Annotated in this window: 13 protein-coding genes; 11 read left to right on the top strand and 2 right to left on the bottom strand. The window is 60.0% G+C overall.

The annotated features are described in order from the left end of the window. Window positions 1-19: 19 nt before the first annotated feature. A complete protein-coding gene (locus JZX87_RS24505; protein WP_183685526.1) occupies window positions 20-760 on the bottom strand; it encodes an aspartate/glutamate racemase family protein in 741 nt (246 codons plus the stop codon). A 335-nt stretch (window positions 761-1,095) separates the two neighbouring features. On the opposite strand from JZX87_RS24505, the gene JZX87_RS24500 reads away from it, so the two are divergent. After that, window positions 1,096-1,557 carry an Lrp/AsnC family transcriptional regulator gene (locus tag JZX87_RS24500; protein ID WP_148146678.1) on the top strand — a complete coding sequence of 154 codons (462 nt, stop codon included), beginning with the start codon at window positions 1,096-1,098 and terminating at the stop codon, window positions 1,555-1,557. 47 nt (window positions 1,558-1,604) lie between these two features. After that, window positions 1,605-2,678, top strand: a complete 1,074-nt coding sequence (locus tag JZX87_RS24495; protein WP_206828555.1) for an NAD/NADP-dependent octopine/nopaline dehydrogenase family protein — start codon at window positions 1,605-1,607, stop codon at window positions 2,676-2,678. A 45-nt stretch (window positions 2,679-2,723) separates the two neighbouring features. Here the strand turns inward: JZX87_RS24495 and JZX87_RS24490 are convergent, their stop codons facing one another. Next, a complete protein-coding gene (locus JZX87_RS24490; protein ID WP_183685522.1) occupies window positions 2,724-3,488 on the bottom strand; it encodes a GntR family transcriptional regulator in 765 nt (254 codons plus the stop codon). A 114-nt stretch (window positions 3,489-3,602) separates the two neighbouring features. Here JZX87_RS24490 and JZX87_RS24485 point away from each other — a divergent pair, with 114 nt between their 5' ends. The 9 genes from JZX87_RS24485 to JZX87_RS24445 all read left to right on the top strand — a co-directional run bounded on the left by JZX87_RS24485 (window position 3,603) and on the right by JZX87_RS24445 (window position 14,954). Further along, window positions 3,603-4,919: a M20 family metallopeptidase gene (locus tag JZX87_RS24485; RefSeq protein ID WP_206828553.1), complete on the top strand. Its 1,317-nt coding sequence runs from the start codon at window positions 3,603-3,605 to the stop codon at window positions 4,917-4,919. Window positions 4,920-4,951: 32 nt separating this feature from the next. Further along, window positions 4,952-6,499 (top strand): ABC transporter substrate-binding protein, encoded by a 1,548-nt coding sequence (locus tag JZX87_RS24480; protein ID WP_206828551.1) that lies wholly within the window; start codon window positions 4,952-4,954, stop codon window positions 6,497-6,499. A gap of 68 nt (window positions 6,500-6,567) precedes the next feature. Then, window positions 6,568-7,515 (top strand): ABC transporter permease, encoded by a 948-nt coding sequence (locus JZX87_RS24475; RefSeq protein WP_148146671.1) that lies wholly within the window; start codon window positions 6,568-6,570, stop codon window positions 7,513-7,515. Further along, window positions 7,508-8,332 carry an ABC transporter permease gene (locus tag JZX87_RS24470; RefSeq protein WP_206828549.1) on the top strand — a complete coding sequence of 275 codons (825 nt, stop codon included), beginning with the start codon at window positions 7,508-7,510 and terminating at the stop codon, window positions 8,330-8,332. Before JZX87_RS24475 ends, JZX87_RS24470 begins: the two co-directional genes overlap by 8 nt. A 10-nt stretch (window positions 8,333-8,342) precedes the next feature. Continuing rightward, window positions 8,343-9,974, top strand: a complete 1,632-nt coding sequence (locus tag JZX87_RS24465) for a dipeptide ABC transporter ATP-binding protein (protein WP_206828547.1) — start codon at window positions 8,343-8,345, stop codon at window positions 9,972-9,974. A gap of 35 nt (window positions 9,975-10,009) precedes the next feature. Next, window positions 10,010-11,230 (top strand): M20 family metallopeptidase, encoded by a 1,221-nt coding sequence (locus JZX87_RS24460; protein WP_183685514.1) that lies wholly within the window; start codon window positions 10,010-10,012, stop codon window positions 11,228-11,230. A gap of 1 nt (window position 11,231) precedes the next feature. Continuing rightward, the gene (locus JZX87_RS24455) at window positions 11,232-12,356 is read left to right on the top strand and encodes a M24 family metallopeptidase (protein WP_206828545.1); all 1,125 of its coding nucleotides are present in this window, start codon (window positions 11,232-11,234) and stop codon (window positions 12,354-12,356) included. A gap of 232 nt (window positions 12,357-12,588) precedes the next feature. Further along, entirely contained in the window at window positions 12,589-13,362 is a 774-nt protein-coding gene (locus JZX87_RS24450; protein ID WP_183685512.1) for a FadR/GntR family transcriptional regulator, read from the top strand. Window positions 13,363-13,445: 83 nt separating this feature from the next. Next, the gene (locus JZX87_RS24445; protein ID WP_148146661.1) at window positions 13,446-14,954 is read left to right on the top strand and encodes an ABC transporter substrate-binding protein; all 1,509 of its coding nucleotides are present in this window, start codon (window positions 13,446-13,448) and stop codon (window positions 14,952-14,954) included. Window positions 14,955-15,027 lie beyond the last annotated feature (73 nt).

Here is a 15,027-nt window from a genome sequence, read left to right as displayed (position 1 = left end):
GCAGACTTCACACCCCCAGTTAGTGTATCGGCGCTGCCAGCCCTGTTTCCGCCTTGGCCGCTCGGGCCGCCGCAAGAGATATGTCGACCGCGGCATCGGCATGCAGCAGGGTCGAATCGAATGTCGGAATGTCGAAATCGTCGGCGCTCACCAGAAGGCCGATCTCGGTGCAGCCCAGGATGACGCTGTCGGCACCGGCCGCCTTGCCCTTGGCGACGATATCCAGATAGCGCTGATGCGAGGCGCTCTTGACGACGCCGCAGCACAATTCGCCGAAAATGATGTCGTGGACGTCCTGCCGGTCTTCCGCATCGGGGATCAGAACGTCCAGGCCGAACTTGTCTTCCACCCGGCGACGGTAGAAATCCTGTTCCATCGTGTAGCGTGTGGCGAGAAGCAGCGGCCGTTTGCAGCCGGCGGCCGTCACGGCCTCGCCGGTCACGTCGGCAATATGCAGCAGCGGCACGTCGACGGAGTTCTGCACGTCGTCCGCCAGAAGATGCATCGTGTTGGTGCAGATCAGGATCATGTCCGCGCCAGCCTGTTCCAGATCTCTCGCCACCTTGCTCAATTCGCCTGCCGCCTGTTCCCAGGCCCCCAGTTTTTGAAGGGTTACGATATCCTGAAAATTGACAGAACGCATTACCACGTCCGCAGAATTTAACCCTCCGAGCCGCTCGCGCACCTGCTCGTTGACGCGACGGTAATAGACAGCAGTGCTTTCCCAGCTCATGCCACCGATCAGACCAATCCTTTTCATCTTTCCACCCATCAGGTTGTTGTGTTTGGAAAGAGGGTAGACAAACAGGCATGGAGACGGATTGCTTTTTTTGACAATGATCAGATTGATATTGCAATGTCATCCTAGCAAATCACGAATTTGATAGGATGATTTGACAGAATTGTTGGATCGTTTAAATTTTGATCATCGCTGCATGGATTTTGGGCGGATGTCCGTCCGCCGGGAGGGTGGAGTGCGCGCAAAATATCGCTCGATACGCTCCTGTGCGAACAATCATCCCCTATTGCTGCGGCGACGAATGGAAAAAATTCCCACGCAAACTTGTCAAAGCGCAATTTTATCCCGGAGCTGTCATGTTTGACCAAATCGACCGGAAGATCATCGAAATCCTTCAACAGAATGCCGAAAAATCGGTTGTCGAGATCGCTGAAGAGGTGGGCCTGTCGCATACGCCCTGCTGGCGCCGGATCAAGCGGATGGAGGATATTGGGCTGATCCGCTCCAAGGTGGCACTGATCGACCGACGCATGGCAAATGTGCCGATGACGATCTTCATCTCGGTGAAGGTGCCGCGACACACCACGACCTGGCTCGACGATTTCCGCAAGGAGATCAAGGAAATCCCCGAAATTCTCGAGGCCTATCGGCTGACCGGCGATGCCGACTATCTGCTGCGCGTCGTGGTGCCAGATATCGATGTCTACGACCAGGTTTACAAGAACCTGATCAGCCGGCTGGAATTCTCCGACCTGAGTTCTTCCATCGCCATGGAGGAAATGAAGTTTACAACGGCGCTGCCGACCAAATACATGTAGCGCCCACCCCTACGTTTATAAATCGTCTCAATCATCAAGGAGAAACCATGCGCGTCAGTATCCTCGGAGCCGGATCGATCGCATTCGGAATGGCCGCCTATCTTGCAAAGGAAGGCCATGACCCCATGCTGTGGTCACCATCCGGAAAGAGCGCGCAGGCGCTGGCCGACGGTGCCGAACTGACCGCGAATGGTGCCTTCGACTTCTCCGGCCGGGTGCGCATTGCCAAGGATTGCGAAGAGGCGGTGACCTCTGCCGATGTCATCGTCGTCGCGTTGCCGGGTTACGGCCACAAGGCCGCGTTCGATGCCGCAATTCCGTATCTCAAATCCGGTCAGCCGGTGATCATCTCCTCGCATTGCTCTTTTGGCGCGCTTTATCTCTCGAAGGGACTTGCCGCGCGTGGCGTAAAACTGCCGATCAGCGTCTGGGGTACGACGCTTCTGACCGGCCGGGTGCAGCCGGATATGACGACGGTGAAGGTCAATACGGTTCGCCAGAAGGTGGATATCGCCACCCTGCCGAAATCCGACATCGATGCAGGGCATGCGCTTTGCACCGAGCTTTTCGGCGATCGTTTCGTCAAGCGCGATGGCGTGATGGCGATTTCGCTCAGCAACCTCAACCCGCAGAACCACCTTGGCATTGCGCTGCTCAACCTTACCCGCATGGAAAAGGGCGAGACCTGGGGACAGGGCGACAACATTACCTCGACCGTCGGTCGCGTCATCGAGACACTCGACGAGGAGCGGCTTGCGATTGCCGGGACGCTCGGCCTGTCTGTGCGCACCGTGCGCGAGCACTTCTCGCTGTCCTTCCATGTGCCGATGGGCAGCGTGTCGGAGATGAACCAGCAGATGCATGCGGAAGGTCGCGGCGGCTTTGGCCCGACGACGGTCGACAGTCGCTACATCTACGAGGACGTGCCCTTCGGCCTCGTGCCGACCTCGTTGCTCGGTCGTCTCGCCGGCAAGCCGACGATGCTGCATGATGCGGGAATTGCGATGATGTCGGCCGCGACCGGCCACGACCTGCCGGGACAGAATGATCTTCTGCCGGCGCTCGGTATCGATGCGCTGACGATCGATGAGGTCGCAAGGCTTTGTGACGAGGGTTATTGAACAGGGTGGTATCAGCCGGACCGAGATATCGGTCCGGCGTCGAGATCATTGGACTTCGTTGACATAACGATGGTTGGCGGTCGTTGCCCGGTGCGCCGAAATCAGCACGGGCACTGCCATCTGGTCATAGGCTATTTCATCGATGGTGAGCACGGCTGCCGGCAGTTTCAGATCCAGCCAGCGGGCATCATCCTCGTTGGCAAGATCAGCGCCGATCTGTTCGCGCACCGCAGATATGCGAAGGCCGTGATGTTCCAGAAGATGCAGGTAAAACAGCGACGGAATATCCTCTTTCCTCTCCGGAAAATTCGGCACCTTTTCGCGTGAGAGGGTGAGTGTCTCGTGCATGATCGGTCGGTCATCGATGCTTCTGAAACGATGGAAACGGACGATTGGCGCGTCTTTTTCGATCTGCAGCTTTCCAGCCTCATCTGCGGATGCCGTCGCATGATCAAGTGAGGTCACCGTTGTTACCGACTTGCTCAGCGAGCCATCGAGACCGTGAAGGCGAAAATACTGGAAAAACAAGCGAAGGCTGTGCTGCGGCTTGCGGCCGGTGACGACCGTGCCGGTCTTGCGGCGGCGGCTGAGGATGCCGTCATTGGTGAGATCCATGAGGGCACGACGGATGGTGCCGACGGCGACCCCGTAGGTTTGCGACAATGCCACTTCACTAGGCAGAACCGACCCTGGCTCAAGTTTGCCGATCATGATCGCTTCCGTGATCTGCCGCTTAACCACTTCATAAAGCGGTAATGAAAGCTCGCCGAGCTTTCCGGCATCTGATGATATATTGGGCAATTCCGGCAATTATTTGCCTCTTCTTTGGAGTTGACTCGCTATCCCGATCTACGCAGTATTACTATATAGTTTATATTAAAGCGCAAGCTGAGGAGGCGAGCGCCGGAGGCCGAGGATACCACAATGACCGTGCCGCAGCCCGATCTTCATCATGACCCTCTTACGTCTGCCATGACAGCGATTGAGCGCGATGTCGAGATCGCGGTTCGGGATTTGTCACGCATGGTTGCGGTCGATACGTCCTTTCCGCCAGGCGAAGGCTATGGGCCATTTGCCGATCTGATGAGCGAATTGCTGACGCCGCTCGGCTTTGATTTTGAGCGTGTGACGGTACCGCGCGACCTCTGGCATGTTGCCGGTGGTCCGGCATCCGGCGAGCGTACGAACTTGGTTGCGACACGCGAGACCGGCAAGCCGGTCTGTGGTCTTTATTATCATGTCGATACGGTTCCGGTCGCGCCCGGATGGACGCGCGACCCGCTCTCTCTGACGATCGAGGGCGACAATCTCTATGGTTTGGGCGCTGCCGACATGAAGGGCACGATCGCCGCAACGCTTCTAGCGCTGCACGCCGCCAAATCATGCGGCGTGCCGCTTGCCTACGATCCGATGCTGCTGCTTTGCACCGATGAGGAAGGCGGCCTTTATCCGGGCATCCGCTATCTCGCTGAACAGGGCATGTTGAAGGGCCATATCCTGAATTTCAACGGCTCGGCTGCGCCGCGTGTCTGGGCCGGCTGTTTCGGTATCTTCAATCTGCAGGTGACCATCACCGGCCATGCAGTGCATGCAGGCGAGGGCAACAGGACTGGCGCAGGCCTCAACGCCATCGAAGGCGCATTGCCGGTGCTGAACGCGCTTGCAGCGCTGAAGCCCATCGTCGCTGAGCGGGAATCGAAGCTCGCGCCGCCGCCGCATGCGACCGGCCCGCTTCGGCCATCGCTGACGATTGCGGCGGTCAATGGCGGGACGGCGGGCGGGCAGGTGCCGGCAGAAATCAAGATCCTTGTTTCGCGTCGTTATGCGCCGGAAGAAAATTATGAAGCGGCGCGCGCCGAGATCGAGGCCACGATCCGCACCTGCCTTGCCGGAACGGATCTCAAGCTCGCCGTCGATCTCGTCGGCCACCTGATCCCGACCGATGATCCGGACGGCCCGCACTGGCCGCGCTGGCAAAAGGCGCTGTCGGAAGGTTTCGGCTACGGCGAAGAAGACTTTGCCAAATGGGGCGCGGCCTCGTGTTCGGACTTCGGTTACGTGCAGAAGGCTGGCTTCGGCCCCGAAGTGCTGCTCGGCGGCCTCGGCCGGCCGGAAAGCTGCATCCACAGCCCGGAAGAACACACGACTCGGCAGGACATTATCGCGCTCGCCAAAAGCATTCTCGCCTATCTCGCGGCGGATTTTGCCGCCGATTCGATCCCAGAAATACGCCATTCCTGAAAACCGCAGCAAATAACCAAGGGAACTGAAACATGCTGGAAATGAAACGCCGCTTCTTCCTCGCGGGCACCGCCGCCATCCTTGCAGCACCTTCGATGAGCTTTGCCCAAGCGACGCCGGCCAAGGGCGGCACGCTGAAGATCTCTGTCGACCAGGCGGCAAGCGTCATTCATCCGCTGCTTACTCGCGTCAACCCAGAATATCTCGTCACTGAGCTGCTCTACAGCAACCTGACGCGCCTACGCGTCGACATGTCTGTCGAGCCGGATCTGGCCGAGAGCTGGAGCGCCAACGATGCGCTGACCGAATGGACCTTCAAGCTGCGCACAGGCGTTACCTTCCATGACGGTTCCGCCTTCACCGCCAAGGATGTCGTCGCGACCTTCAAGGCGATCCTCGATCCGGCAACGGCTTCGCCGGGCCGCAACAATGTCGGCCCGATCGCCGATATCGTCGCCGTCGACGATGCGACCGTGCTGTTCAAGCTTTCCGGCGGCTATGCCGACTTGCCCGTCTCTATGGCTTATACGAATGCCCGTATCATTCCGGCCGCCATTGCCACCGGCGACCTGAAAAGCCTGTCGACCAAGGCCATCGGCACCGGCCCGTTCAAGCTCGTTTCCTACGAGCCGGACCGCCTGATCGTCGTCGAGCGCAACGAAAAGTATTACGACCCGGCACGCCCTTATCTCGACCGCGTCGAAGTGCATGTCTTCCCGGACACGTCGGCTGAAAGCTCTGCATTGTTGTCCGGCGATATCGACATCATCTCCACCATCCAGCCGCCGGAATTCATGCGCGTCGATGGCAATGACGGCATTACCACGCTGCGCACGCCGTCTGGCCAGTTCTGCAACATCAACTTCGGTTGCGACACGGCACCGTTTAACGATCCGCGCGTCCGCCGTGCCATCGCGCTGACCGTCGACCGCGAAGCCATGGTCGGTTTCGTCACCGAAGGTTTCGGCACGATCGGAAACGACACGCCGCTCAACCCGTCCTACCGGTTCTTCAAACAGGTCAAACAGCGTGAGGCCAATATCGCCGAAGCCAAGAAGCTTCTCACTGAGGCCGGTTTCCCGAATGGTCTCGAAGCAACCCTGATCGCCTCCGACCGCCCGGCGGTGCGCACCCAGCTTGCCGTCGCACTGCGTGAAATGGCCAAGGAAGCCGGCATCAACATCAATGTCCAGACCATGCCGCATGCGACCTATCTGGAGCAGGTATGGAAGAAGGGTTCGTTCTACGTCGGCTTCTACAACATGCAGCCGACCCCGGATGGCATCTTCAAGCTGCTCTACACCTCGGATGCGGCCTGGAACGAGACGCGCTGGAACAACAAGGCATTCGATAAGCTGGTCGGCGAAGCCCGCGGCACGACCGACGAGGCAAAGCGCACCGAGCTTTACACCAAGGCACAGGAAATCATGAACGAGGAAGTTCCCTCGATCATCCCGTCCTTCTTCGACGTTCTGGCCGCCAAGCGCAGCTGGGTCGAAGGTTTCGAAGCCCATCCGCGCGCATCCGTCTATCGCCTCGACTACGCTTCGCTTTCCGATAAGGCACCGAAGCGCGGCTGATCCATCCGACCGCCAATATCGCCGGGCGCCTTGATGGCGTCCGGCCCTCTTGACCAAGGAATACGCCCCTGTCTCCGAACTATATAGCCAAGCGGCTGGTGATGATCGTCTACACGCTTCTTGTCGTGTCGCTGATCGTCTTTGCCATTACCCAGATCCTGCCCGCCGACGCGGCGGTGATGATGCTGGGCGAAAACGCCACCCCGGAAGCGCTCGATGCGCTGCGCCAGACGATGGGTCTCGATGCGCCGATCTGGCAGCAATATGCGACCTGGCTCTGGCATGTCGTGCAGGGTGACCTCGGCACCTCGCTGCGCACCGGCCAACCGGTTGGCCCCGCCATGTTCGAAGCGCTTGGTCGATCCCTCATTCTAGCCTTCTTCTCGATCGGCCTGATGCTTATCCTCGCCATTCCGCTCGGCATCATCGCCGCCATCCGTCGCGGCAAGATCGCCGACATGGTGGTGAGCCTGATTTCCTATGCCGGCGTAGCACTTCCCGAATTCGTTACGGCAACGATCGCCGTTCTTCTCTTTGCCGACTGGATGAAGTGGCTGCCGCCGACCGGTTACGTGCCGCTGACGGAGGATTTCTTCGGCGGTATCGCGCATCTGGTGCTACCGGTCTGCGTCATCTCGATCATCCTGATCGCCCACGTGTCCCGCATGGTGCGCTCCGAACTCGTCGATGTGCTGCATACGGACTATATCCGCGCCGCAAGGCTTAAAGGCTTGTCGCGCGGTCACGTGCTGCGCCACCACGCGTTGCGCAATGCGCTGCTGCCGACCATCACCATCGTCGCGCTCGATGTCGGTTATCTTCTCGGCGGCGTTATTGTCGTCGAGGAAATCTTCGCCATTCCCGGTATCGGACGCCAGCTGATCGTCGCCATCCAGGCGCGTGACCTGCCTGCCATCCAGGCCGGTGTGCTGATCATGGCTGCCACCTATTCGATCGTCAATTTCATTGCCGACATCCTCTATGCCTGGCTCGACAAGAGGATCCAGTATGACTGAGTTCATGAAACGCCTGCTGAAGACGCCGCAAGGCGCGATCGGCACCTTCCTCGTGGTGCTGGTCCTCGCGATCGTTGTGTTCGGCCCGTTGGTCGCGCCGTATGATCCGGAAAAATTGTCGCCGCTCGCCCGCTACAAGGGGCCCAGTGCCGCCTACTGGCTCGGCACCGATCAGTATGGCCGTGATATCTTCAGCCGGCTATTGATCGGCGCCCGCGCCACCGTCGTCATGGCGGTTCTGGCGACCATCACCGGGACGCTGATCGGCGCGTTGATCGGCACCGCTTCCGCCTTCCTCGGCGGCCGCGCCGACGAGCTGATCATGCGTACCATCGATGCGGTCATGTCGATCCCGAGCTTGTTGTTTGCGCTACTGGTGGTCAACCTGCTCGGCTCCAGCACGGTCAACGCGCTGGTCGCTGTTGCTATCGCATTCGCGCCCGGCATGGCCCGGATCACCCGAAGCGTGGCGCTGTCGGTGCGCAAGCAGGATTATGTGAATGCGGCAATCGCCCGCGGCGAAAGCTCCGGCTACATCATCCGCCGCGAAATGCTGCCGAACGTGATCGCGCCGATCATCGTCGAGATGACCATTCGTGTGTCCTTTGCCGTGATGTTGTTTGCGACGCTCTCCTTCCTCGGTCTCGGCGCACAGCCGCCGGCTGCTGAATGGGGCCTGATGGTCTCGGAAGCCCGCCGCTACATGCATATGTCGGCTGGCATCCTGATCTGGCCGAGCGTGGCGATCGCCATCGTCGCCGTCGGCTTCAACCTTCTGGGCGACGGTCTCCGCGATGCCCTCAATCCGCGGACCTGAGGTGACACCCATGACAAATACCGAGAACAAGCCGGTGCTCTCCATCGAGAACTATTCGCTGGATTACGAGACCGCTAACGGCACGTTTCACGCGCTGAAAAACATCGATCTCGCCATCAACCGCGGCGAAATCCTCGGCCTCGTCGGCGAAAGCGGCTCAGGCAAGACCTCGCTCGCATGGTCGATCATGCGCTACCTGCCGAAAAATGCCCGTGAACCGGGCGGGCAAATCCTGCTCGGCGGCGACAACCTGCTGGATAAATCCGAACGGCAGATGGAGGCCATCCGCGGCCGGCGCATCAGCATGGTGTTTCAGGACCCGAGCACGTCACTCAACCCGACGCTGTCGCTCGGCACGCAGTTGGCCGAAGTTCTCATTCGCCACCGCGGCCTCACCCGCCAGCAGGCGTGGAAGGAAGGCGAGGAACGGCTGGCCCATGTGGGGCTGAAGACGCCGGCGCAGATGATGCACCGCATGCCGCATGAGGTTTCCGGTGGTGAAAAGCAGCGTGTCGTCATCGCGTCGGCCTTCGCCTGCAACCCGGAATGCATCATTTTCGACGAGCCGACCACGGCGCTCGACGTGATCACCTCACGGCAGATCCTCGATCTGTTCGTCGAGTTGCAGGCCGAGACGGGTGTCGCTTCGCTCTATATCTCGCATGATTTGGCGCTGGTTGCCCGCACGGCAAGCCGCGTGGCCGTGATCAAGCGTGGCGATATCGTCGAGCAGGGCACGGTCCGCGACATCTTCACCAATCCGCAGCAGGACTATACCCGCGAGCTGATCGACGCCGTTCCCGACCCGGCTCATCGTCTGGTGAAGGAGGATGTGGTCGTGGCCGAAAAGCCGCTGGTGAAGGTCGAGAATGTCAGCGTGCATTTCGGCCGCAAGTCGTTCCTCGCGGCACTGATCGGCAAGAAGACCGATCGTGTTACCGGCAATAACGCGATCAGCCTCAGCGTCAATCCGGGTGAGATTCTCGGCATCGTCGGCGAGAGCGGGTCGGGCAAGTCGACGCTTGCCAAGGCCATGACAGGCCTCAACCGGTTCGAAGGCAAGATCTGGTTCGACGGGCGTGAGATCAGGCATCTCGGCGATATGGACAATGCCTATCGCAAGGACGTGCAGATCATCTTCCAGCATCCGGATGCCTCGCTCAATCCGCGCCAGAAGATCTTTGAGATCCTCTCGCGGCCGCTGAAACTGTTCGGTGATGGGAGCGATCTCGAAAAGCAGGTCGGCGACATGCTGGAACAGGTGCGCCTGCCACGCACCCATGCCAACCGTTATCCGCACCAGCTTTCCGGTGGCGAGAAACAGCGTGTGGCAATTGCCCGTGCCTTTGCCTCGAAGCCGAAGCTGGTCATCTGCGACGAGATCACCTCGGCGCTCGACGTTTCGGTTCAGGCTTCCGTGGTGGAGCTTCTGCTCGAACTGCAGAAGGCGAGCGGCACGGCCTATCTGTTCATCACCCATGATCTCAACCTGATCCGCCAGATCGCCCACCGGATCGCCGTCATGTATCGCGGCGATCTGATCGAGGTGGTGAAGGCCGACGAGATCGATAGCCCTGACCGGGCCGACTATACCCGCCGGCTGATCGAAGCGGCGCCGCGCGCGGCGGCCCAATTTCAATGACCAATACAAGTGATACTGCATCAAGGAGCATGACAATGGACCCGAAGTCCCTCGTGGATCGGATCGACGAAAAGGCCTGCCTCGATTTCCTGTCGAAAATGGTCCAGCACAAGAGCCATTCGGAGACCGAAGGCGAGAAGGATCTCGCCCGCTGGATGGCCAAGGAACTCGAAAAGATCGGCGTCGAGGCCGAGCTTCAGGCGTTTGACGAAGGCCGCCGTTTCAACACGATCGGTCGCCTGAAAGGTGAGGGCGGCGGCAAGAGCCTGCTGTTCAACGGCCATCTCGACACCAACCCGGTGACCGAAGGCTGGACGGTCGATCCTTATGCCGGCCTGGTCGACGACAAGTTCATCTACGGCATCGGCGTGTCCAACATGAAGGCCGGTGATGCGGCCTATTTCTGCGCGGTAAAGACCCTGCTCGATGCCGGTGTCAAGCTGAAGGGCGATGTGGTCCTGACCTTCGTCGTCGGCGAATTGCAGGGCGGCGTAGGCACGCTGGCGGCGATCAGGAGCGGCGTGAAGGCCGACTATTTCATCAACAGCGAGCCGAGCGATCTCGTTGCCGTGACCATGCATGCGGCGGCACTCAGCTATGTGATCGAACTGACCGGCGACACGCGTCATTTGTCGAAGCGCGAGGAATCCGTCGATGCGATTGCAGCCGCCTGCGATATCATTCCGCGCATCAATGCGATGACCTTCAGCGGCGCCAAGAGCGATGAACATCGCTCGATCAATCGTGGCCATGTCGGCGTCGTTCATGGCGCGCTCGGCCGCGATTTTGCCGAATGGCGTCCGCCGCAGGTGGCCGATTTCGTCCGCCTGCGCGGTTCGCTGCGTTATGCGCCGGGCCAGACGCAGGAGAGCGTGCTGGCAGACGTCGAAGCTGAACTGCGCCTGCTCGAAGGCCGTTTCCCCGGGCTTCGGGCCAAGCTCGTTCCGGACATGATCGAAGGCCGCCCGCTGATGCCGCCTTTCGAGGTTTCGCCGGATAGCCGCATCGTCAAGTCGATCAATGCCGCTTACGAAGCCGTGCGCGGCGAAAAGCAGCCAACCGGTGCTATCACCCCCACGCGTTTCTACGGCACCGATGCTGGCCATCTCTATCATGAACTTGGCATGGAAGGCATCGTCTGCGGTCCGGGTGGCCGGTACAACACCATGCCGGACGAGCGCGTCGATATCATCGACTTCCTCGACATGATCCGCGTCTACATGCTGACCATCCTCGATATCTGCGAGGTGGCATAAGATGTTCTCCCGGGCGGAATATGATCGTCGTATCGCTCTCGCCCGGGACGCCATGGCGTCTTCTGGCGCCGATCTGCTTCTCGTCGACAGCGGCGAACTTCTCGCATGGCTGACGGGCTATACTGTCTCCGAAACCATGTATCGCGCGGCGTTCCTGCCGCGCGAAGGTGAAGCCTGGTTTTGTTTGCGTGCGCTCGATGAAGCCCCATGCCGGGAGAAGAGCTGGATTACCGATGTCGTCGGCTTTGCCGATACCGATGAAGCGCATTCGGCCGTTACCGCAAGCATCCGCGACCACGGTTTTGGCAGAGCGCGGATTGCTCTCGATACAAATTCCTACAGCATGAGTGCCGCCACTTTCATGCGGCTGCAGGCGCTTCTGCCCGAAGCCACTTTCGTGCCGATGCCCGGCCTGAGCGACAGCCTGCGCTGGGTGAAATCCGAGGAAGAGATTGCCGTTCTTGCCCAGGCATCCGAAATTGCCGATAAGGCGATGGCGGAGATCGCAAGACAGGCAAAGCCCGGCATGACGACGCGCGATGCAGCCGCCATTGCATCAGGTGTGTTCCTGCGCGAGGGCGCCGATACCGGTGAGGTCGGTCCGGTGGTCAAGGCCTCCGGCAGCCATGAGTTTCTTCACGGCGTGTTCAAGACCGAGGCGATCGAGGAGGGCGACGTGCTGCATGTCGAGCTCATTCCACGCGTCGGCAATTACGGCGCGCGGATGATGCGGCCGATCGTGGTGGGCAAGCCATCGGATGCGCTTACAGCCGCTGCCGGGAAGCTGATCGAGCTACAGGATCTGCAGATCGCTGCGATGAAACCCGGCGCTATCGCCAGCGATGTCGACGCGATCATGCGCAACGGCGCGCTCGATGCCGGCCTGCGGCCGGTCTACGACAATGTCACTGCCTATACGCTCGGTCTCTACACCCGGACCCCGCGTACCAGTGACTTTTCCGGCACCTTCCTGCCGACATCCGACTGGCCGCTGGAGGAAGGCATGGTCTTCCATCTCTATGCCACAGCGCAGGGCCTCGGCTTTAGTGAAACCGTGGTGGTCGCCAAGCAGGGCGGTATTCGCCTCACAAAGTCCCCACGCGTCATCATGCGCGCAACGGTCTGAAACACCGTCTCCGGCACCAGTTCCGATGTCTGCAACCTTGCCGGCGCCTCACCCGAGATGCTGGCGTTTTGCTGTGCAGATGTGGCGGCAGGTTGAAGACTGCCGGACCAACTAACTTTGTTTGCTTACATTTTGAGCGATGGTCGGCGAAGCCTAAAAAATGGCTTGACGGGCGTGAGAAAAATCCTCCAAGATGAACCAATAGACAATTGGTTCGACCAAATGGTGCGAGTTGACTGCAAACCCTAACGACAATTCCAACTTTGCGCTGGCGAGGCTTCGCGAGTTCATCCGCAATGAAGAGCTGGCGAAAGATGGCCGCCTGCCGACGGAAAGGGCGTTTGCGGAGACCTTGAATGTCGGCCGTCGGGCAGTCCGCCGTGCGCTGGAAGTCCTGGAGGCGGAGGGGCTGGTCTGGCGGCGTCAGGGAGCCGGAACCTTTCTGGGTGAAAAGCCGGATGGCTGGTCTGCTCAGGTCGATGAACTGGTTGCCGGTACCGACTTCATGGAAATCATGGAGGTTCGCCTTCGCATCGAGCCGCAGCTTGCGCAACTTGCGGCAATGCGTGCCAAGCCTTCCGAGATCGAGCGGATGCGCGCTCTCGCTGAAAAGACCGGCCAGAGCACGGATGCCGATTCCAAGGAGCTTTGGGACGGTTCGCTGCATCGCCAGATCGCCCAGAGCGCTGGCAACGGCCTGTTCTTGTCGATTTTCGACGTGGTCAACCGCGTTCGTCAGGACGAGGCATGGCAGTCCATCCGCGAACGCGCCCGGCGCACCGGAACCAATGGGCGAACCTCTTACGAACAGCACATGGCGATCGTCGATGCGATTGCCGCCCGGGATCCCGGGCGGGCGGGCGAAGCCATGCGCCAGCACCTTCTGATGCACCAGGAGCGCCTGATCCGCGCCACCTCACTTGAGTTTCTCGACGACACTGCTTCGGCGGTGTCGTCGTCCGATACGGAGGAAACCGACGGAGGCGACATCAGCGCCGCCTCGTGATCCGCCGACTGAAGACCGCCTGGCCCGTCGGGCCGGCCAACAAGAAAAATAACGTCAAAGATAGTCAGACCAGAGGATAGAACATGAAGAGAATTACCGCTTTGAGTGCGGCGCTGCTCGCCAGTGCCTTGATGGCCATGCCGGCCATGTCGTCTGAACTACGCATCGGTCTCAACGACGACGCGGACGTGCTGGATCCTGCCCAGTCGCGCACCTTTGTCGGCCGCATCGTCTATACCGCGATGTGCGACAAGCTTGTCGATATCGACCAGGACATGAAGGTCGTCCCGCAGCTCGCCACCGAATGGGCCTGGTCCGAAGAGGGCAAGGTTTTGACGATGAAGATCCGTGATGGCGTCAAGTTCCATGACGGCGAAGTGCTCGATGCTGCAGCCGTTGTCGCCACCATCGAACGCAACATGACGCTGCCGGAATCGCGCCGCAAGAGCGAGCTTTCCTCGGTCGCCAAGGTCGAGGCAACCGGTCCGCTGGAAGTCAAGTTCACCTTGAAATCCGCTGACGTGACGCTGCTTGCCCAGCTCTCCGATCGCGCCGGCATGATCGTTGCGCCGAAGGCTGCCAAGGAACTCGGCGCCAATTTCGGCTCCAAGCCGGTTTGCGCCGGCCCGTTCAAGTTCGTCGAGCGTATCCAGCAGGATCGTATTGTGCTGGAAAAATTCGCCGACTACTGGGACAAGGATAAGGTTCTGGTCGACAAGGTGACCTACCTGCCGATCCCCGACACGACCGTGAAGCTCGCCAACCTGCGTTCGGGCGATCTCGACATGGCCGAGCGTATTTCCGCTTCCGACGCGGAATCGGTGAAGAACGACGCGAACCTCACCTATGCCGACGTCATCGGTCCGGGTTACATGGCGATGTATGTCAACATCGGCAACGGCCCGCGTGCGGACAATCCGCTGGGCAAGGACAAGCGCCTGCGCCAGGCATTTTCGCTGGCGATCGATCGCGAAGCAATCGGCCAGATCGTTTTCGAAGGCACGTCCAAGGCCGGCAACCAGCCGTTCCCGCCGTCGAGTCCCTGGTTCGACAAGGATATCCCGGTTCCGGCCCGCGATATAGAAAAGGCCAAGCAGCTGATGAAGGAAGCGGGCTATGAGAAGCTCGATATCGAACTGCAGCACGCCAACAATACCACCCAGACGCAGATGATGCAGGTCATCCAGTCGATGGTGGCAGAAGCCGGCTTCAATGTCACGCTGAAGGCAACCGAATTCGCCACGCTTCTTTCCGAACAGACCGCCGGCAACTATCAGCTGTCGCGTTCGGACTGGTCCGGCCGTATCGATCCGGATGGCAATATTCACCAGTTCGTCACCTGCAAGGGCGGCATTAACGACGTGAAATATTGCAACCCGAAGGTCGACGAGCTGCTCAACGCGGCCCGCGCCTCAACCGATGACGCTGTCCGCAAGGAAAAGTATGATGCGGCCATGACGATCCTCGATGAGGACATGCCGATCATCTACCTCGGCCACCAGCCTTATGCCTACGCCCTTTCCAAGAAGGTCAAGGGCTGGGCTCCGTCGCCGGACGGCATGATCCGTCTGCTCGGCGTCAGCAAGGACTGATCGCCGATTTCAGAAAGGCAGCCGCACGGGGACATTCCTCGTGCGGCGCCCACACTGACCATACCGAGACCTA

The sequence above is a fragment of the Agrobacterium sp. Ap1 genome (genome assembly GCF_017313375.1).
GTDB classification, from domain to species: domain Bacteria; phylum Pseudomonadota; class Alphaproteobacteria; order Rhizobiales; family Rhizobiaceae; genus Neorhizobium; species Neorhizobium cellulosilyticum.
The sequence above is the reverse complement of the archived record's forward strand: the minus strand, read 5'-3'. Positions and strand labels throughout refer to the sequence as shown.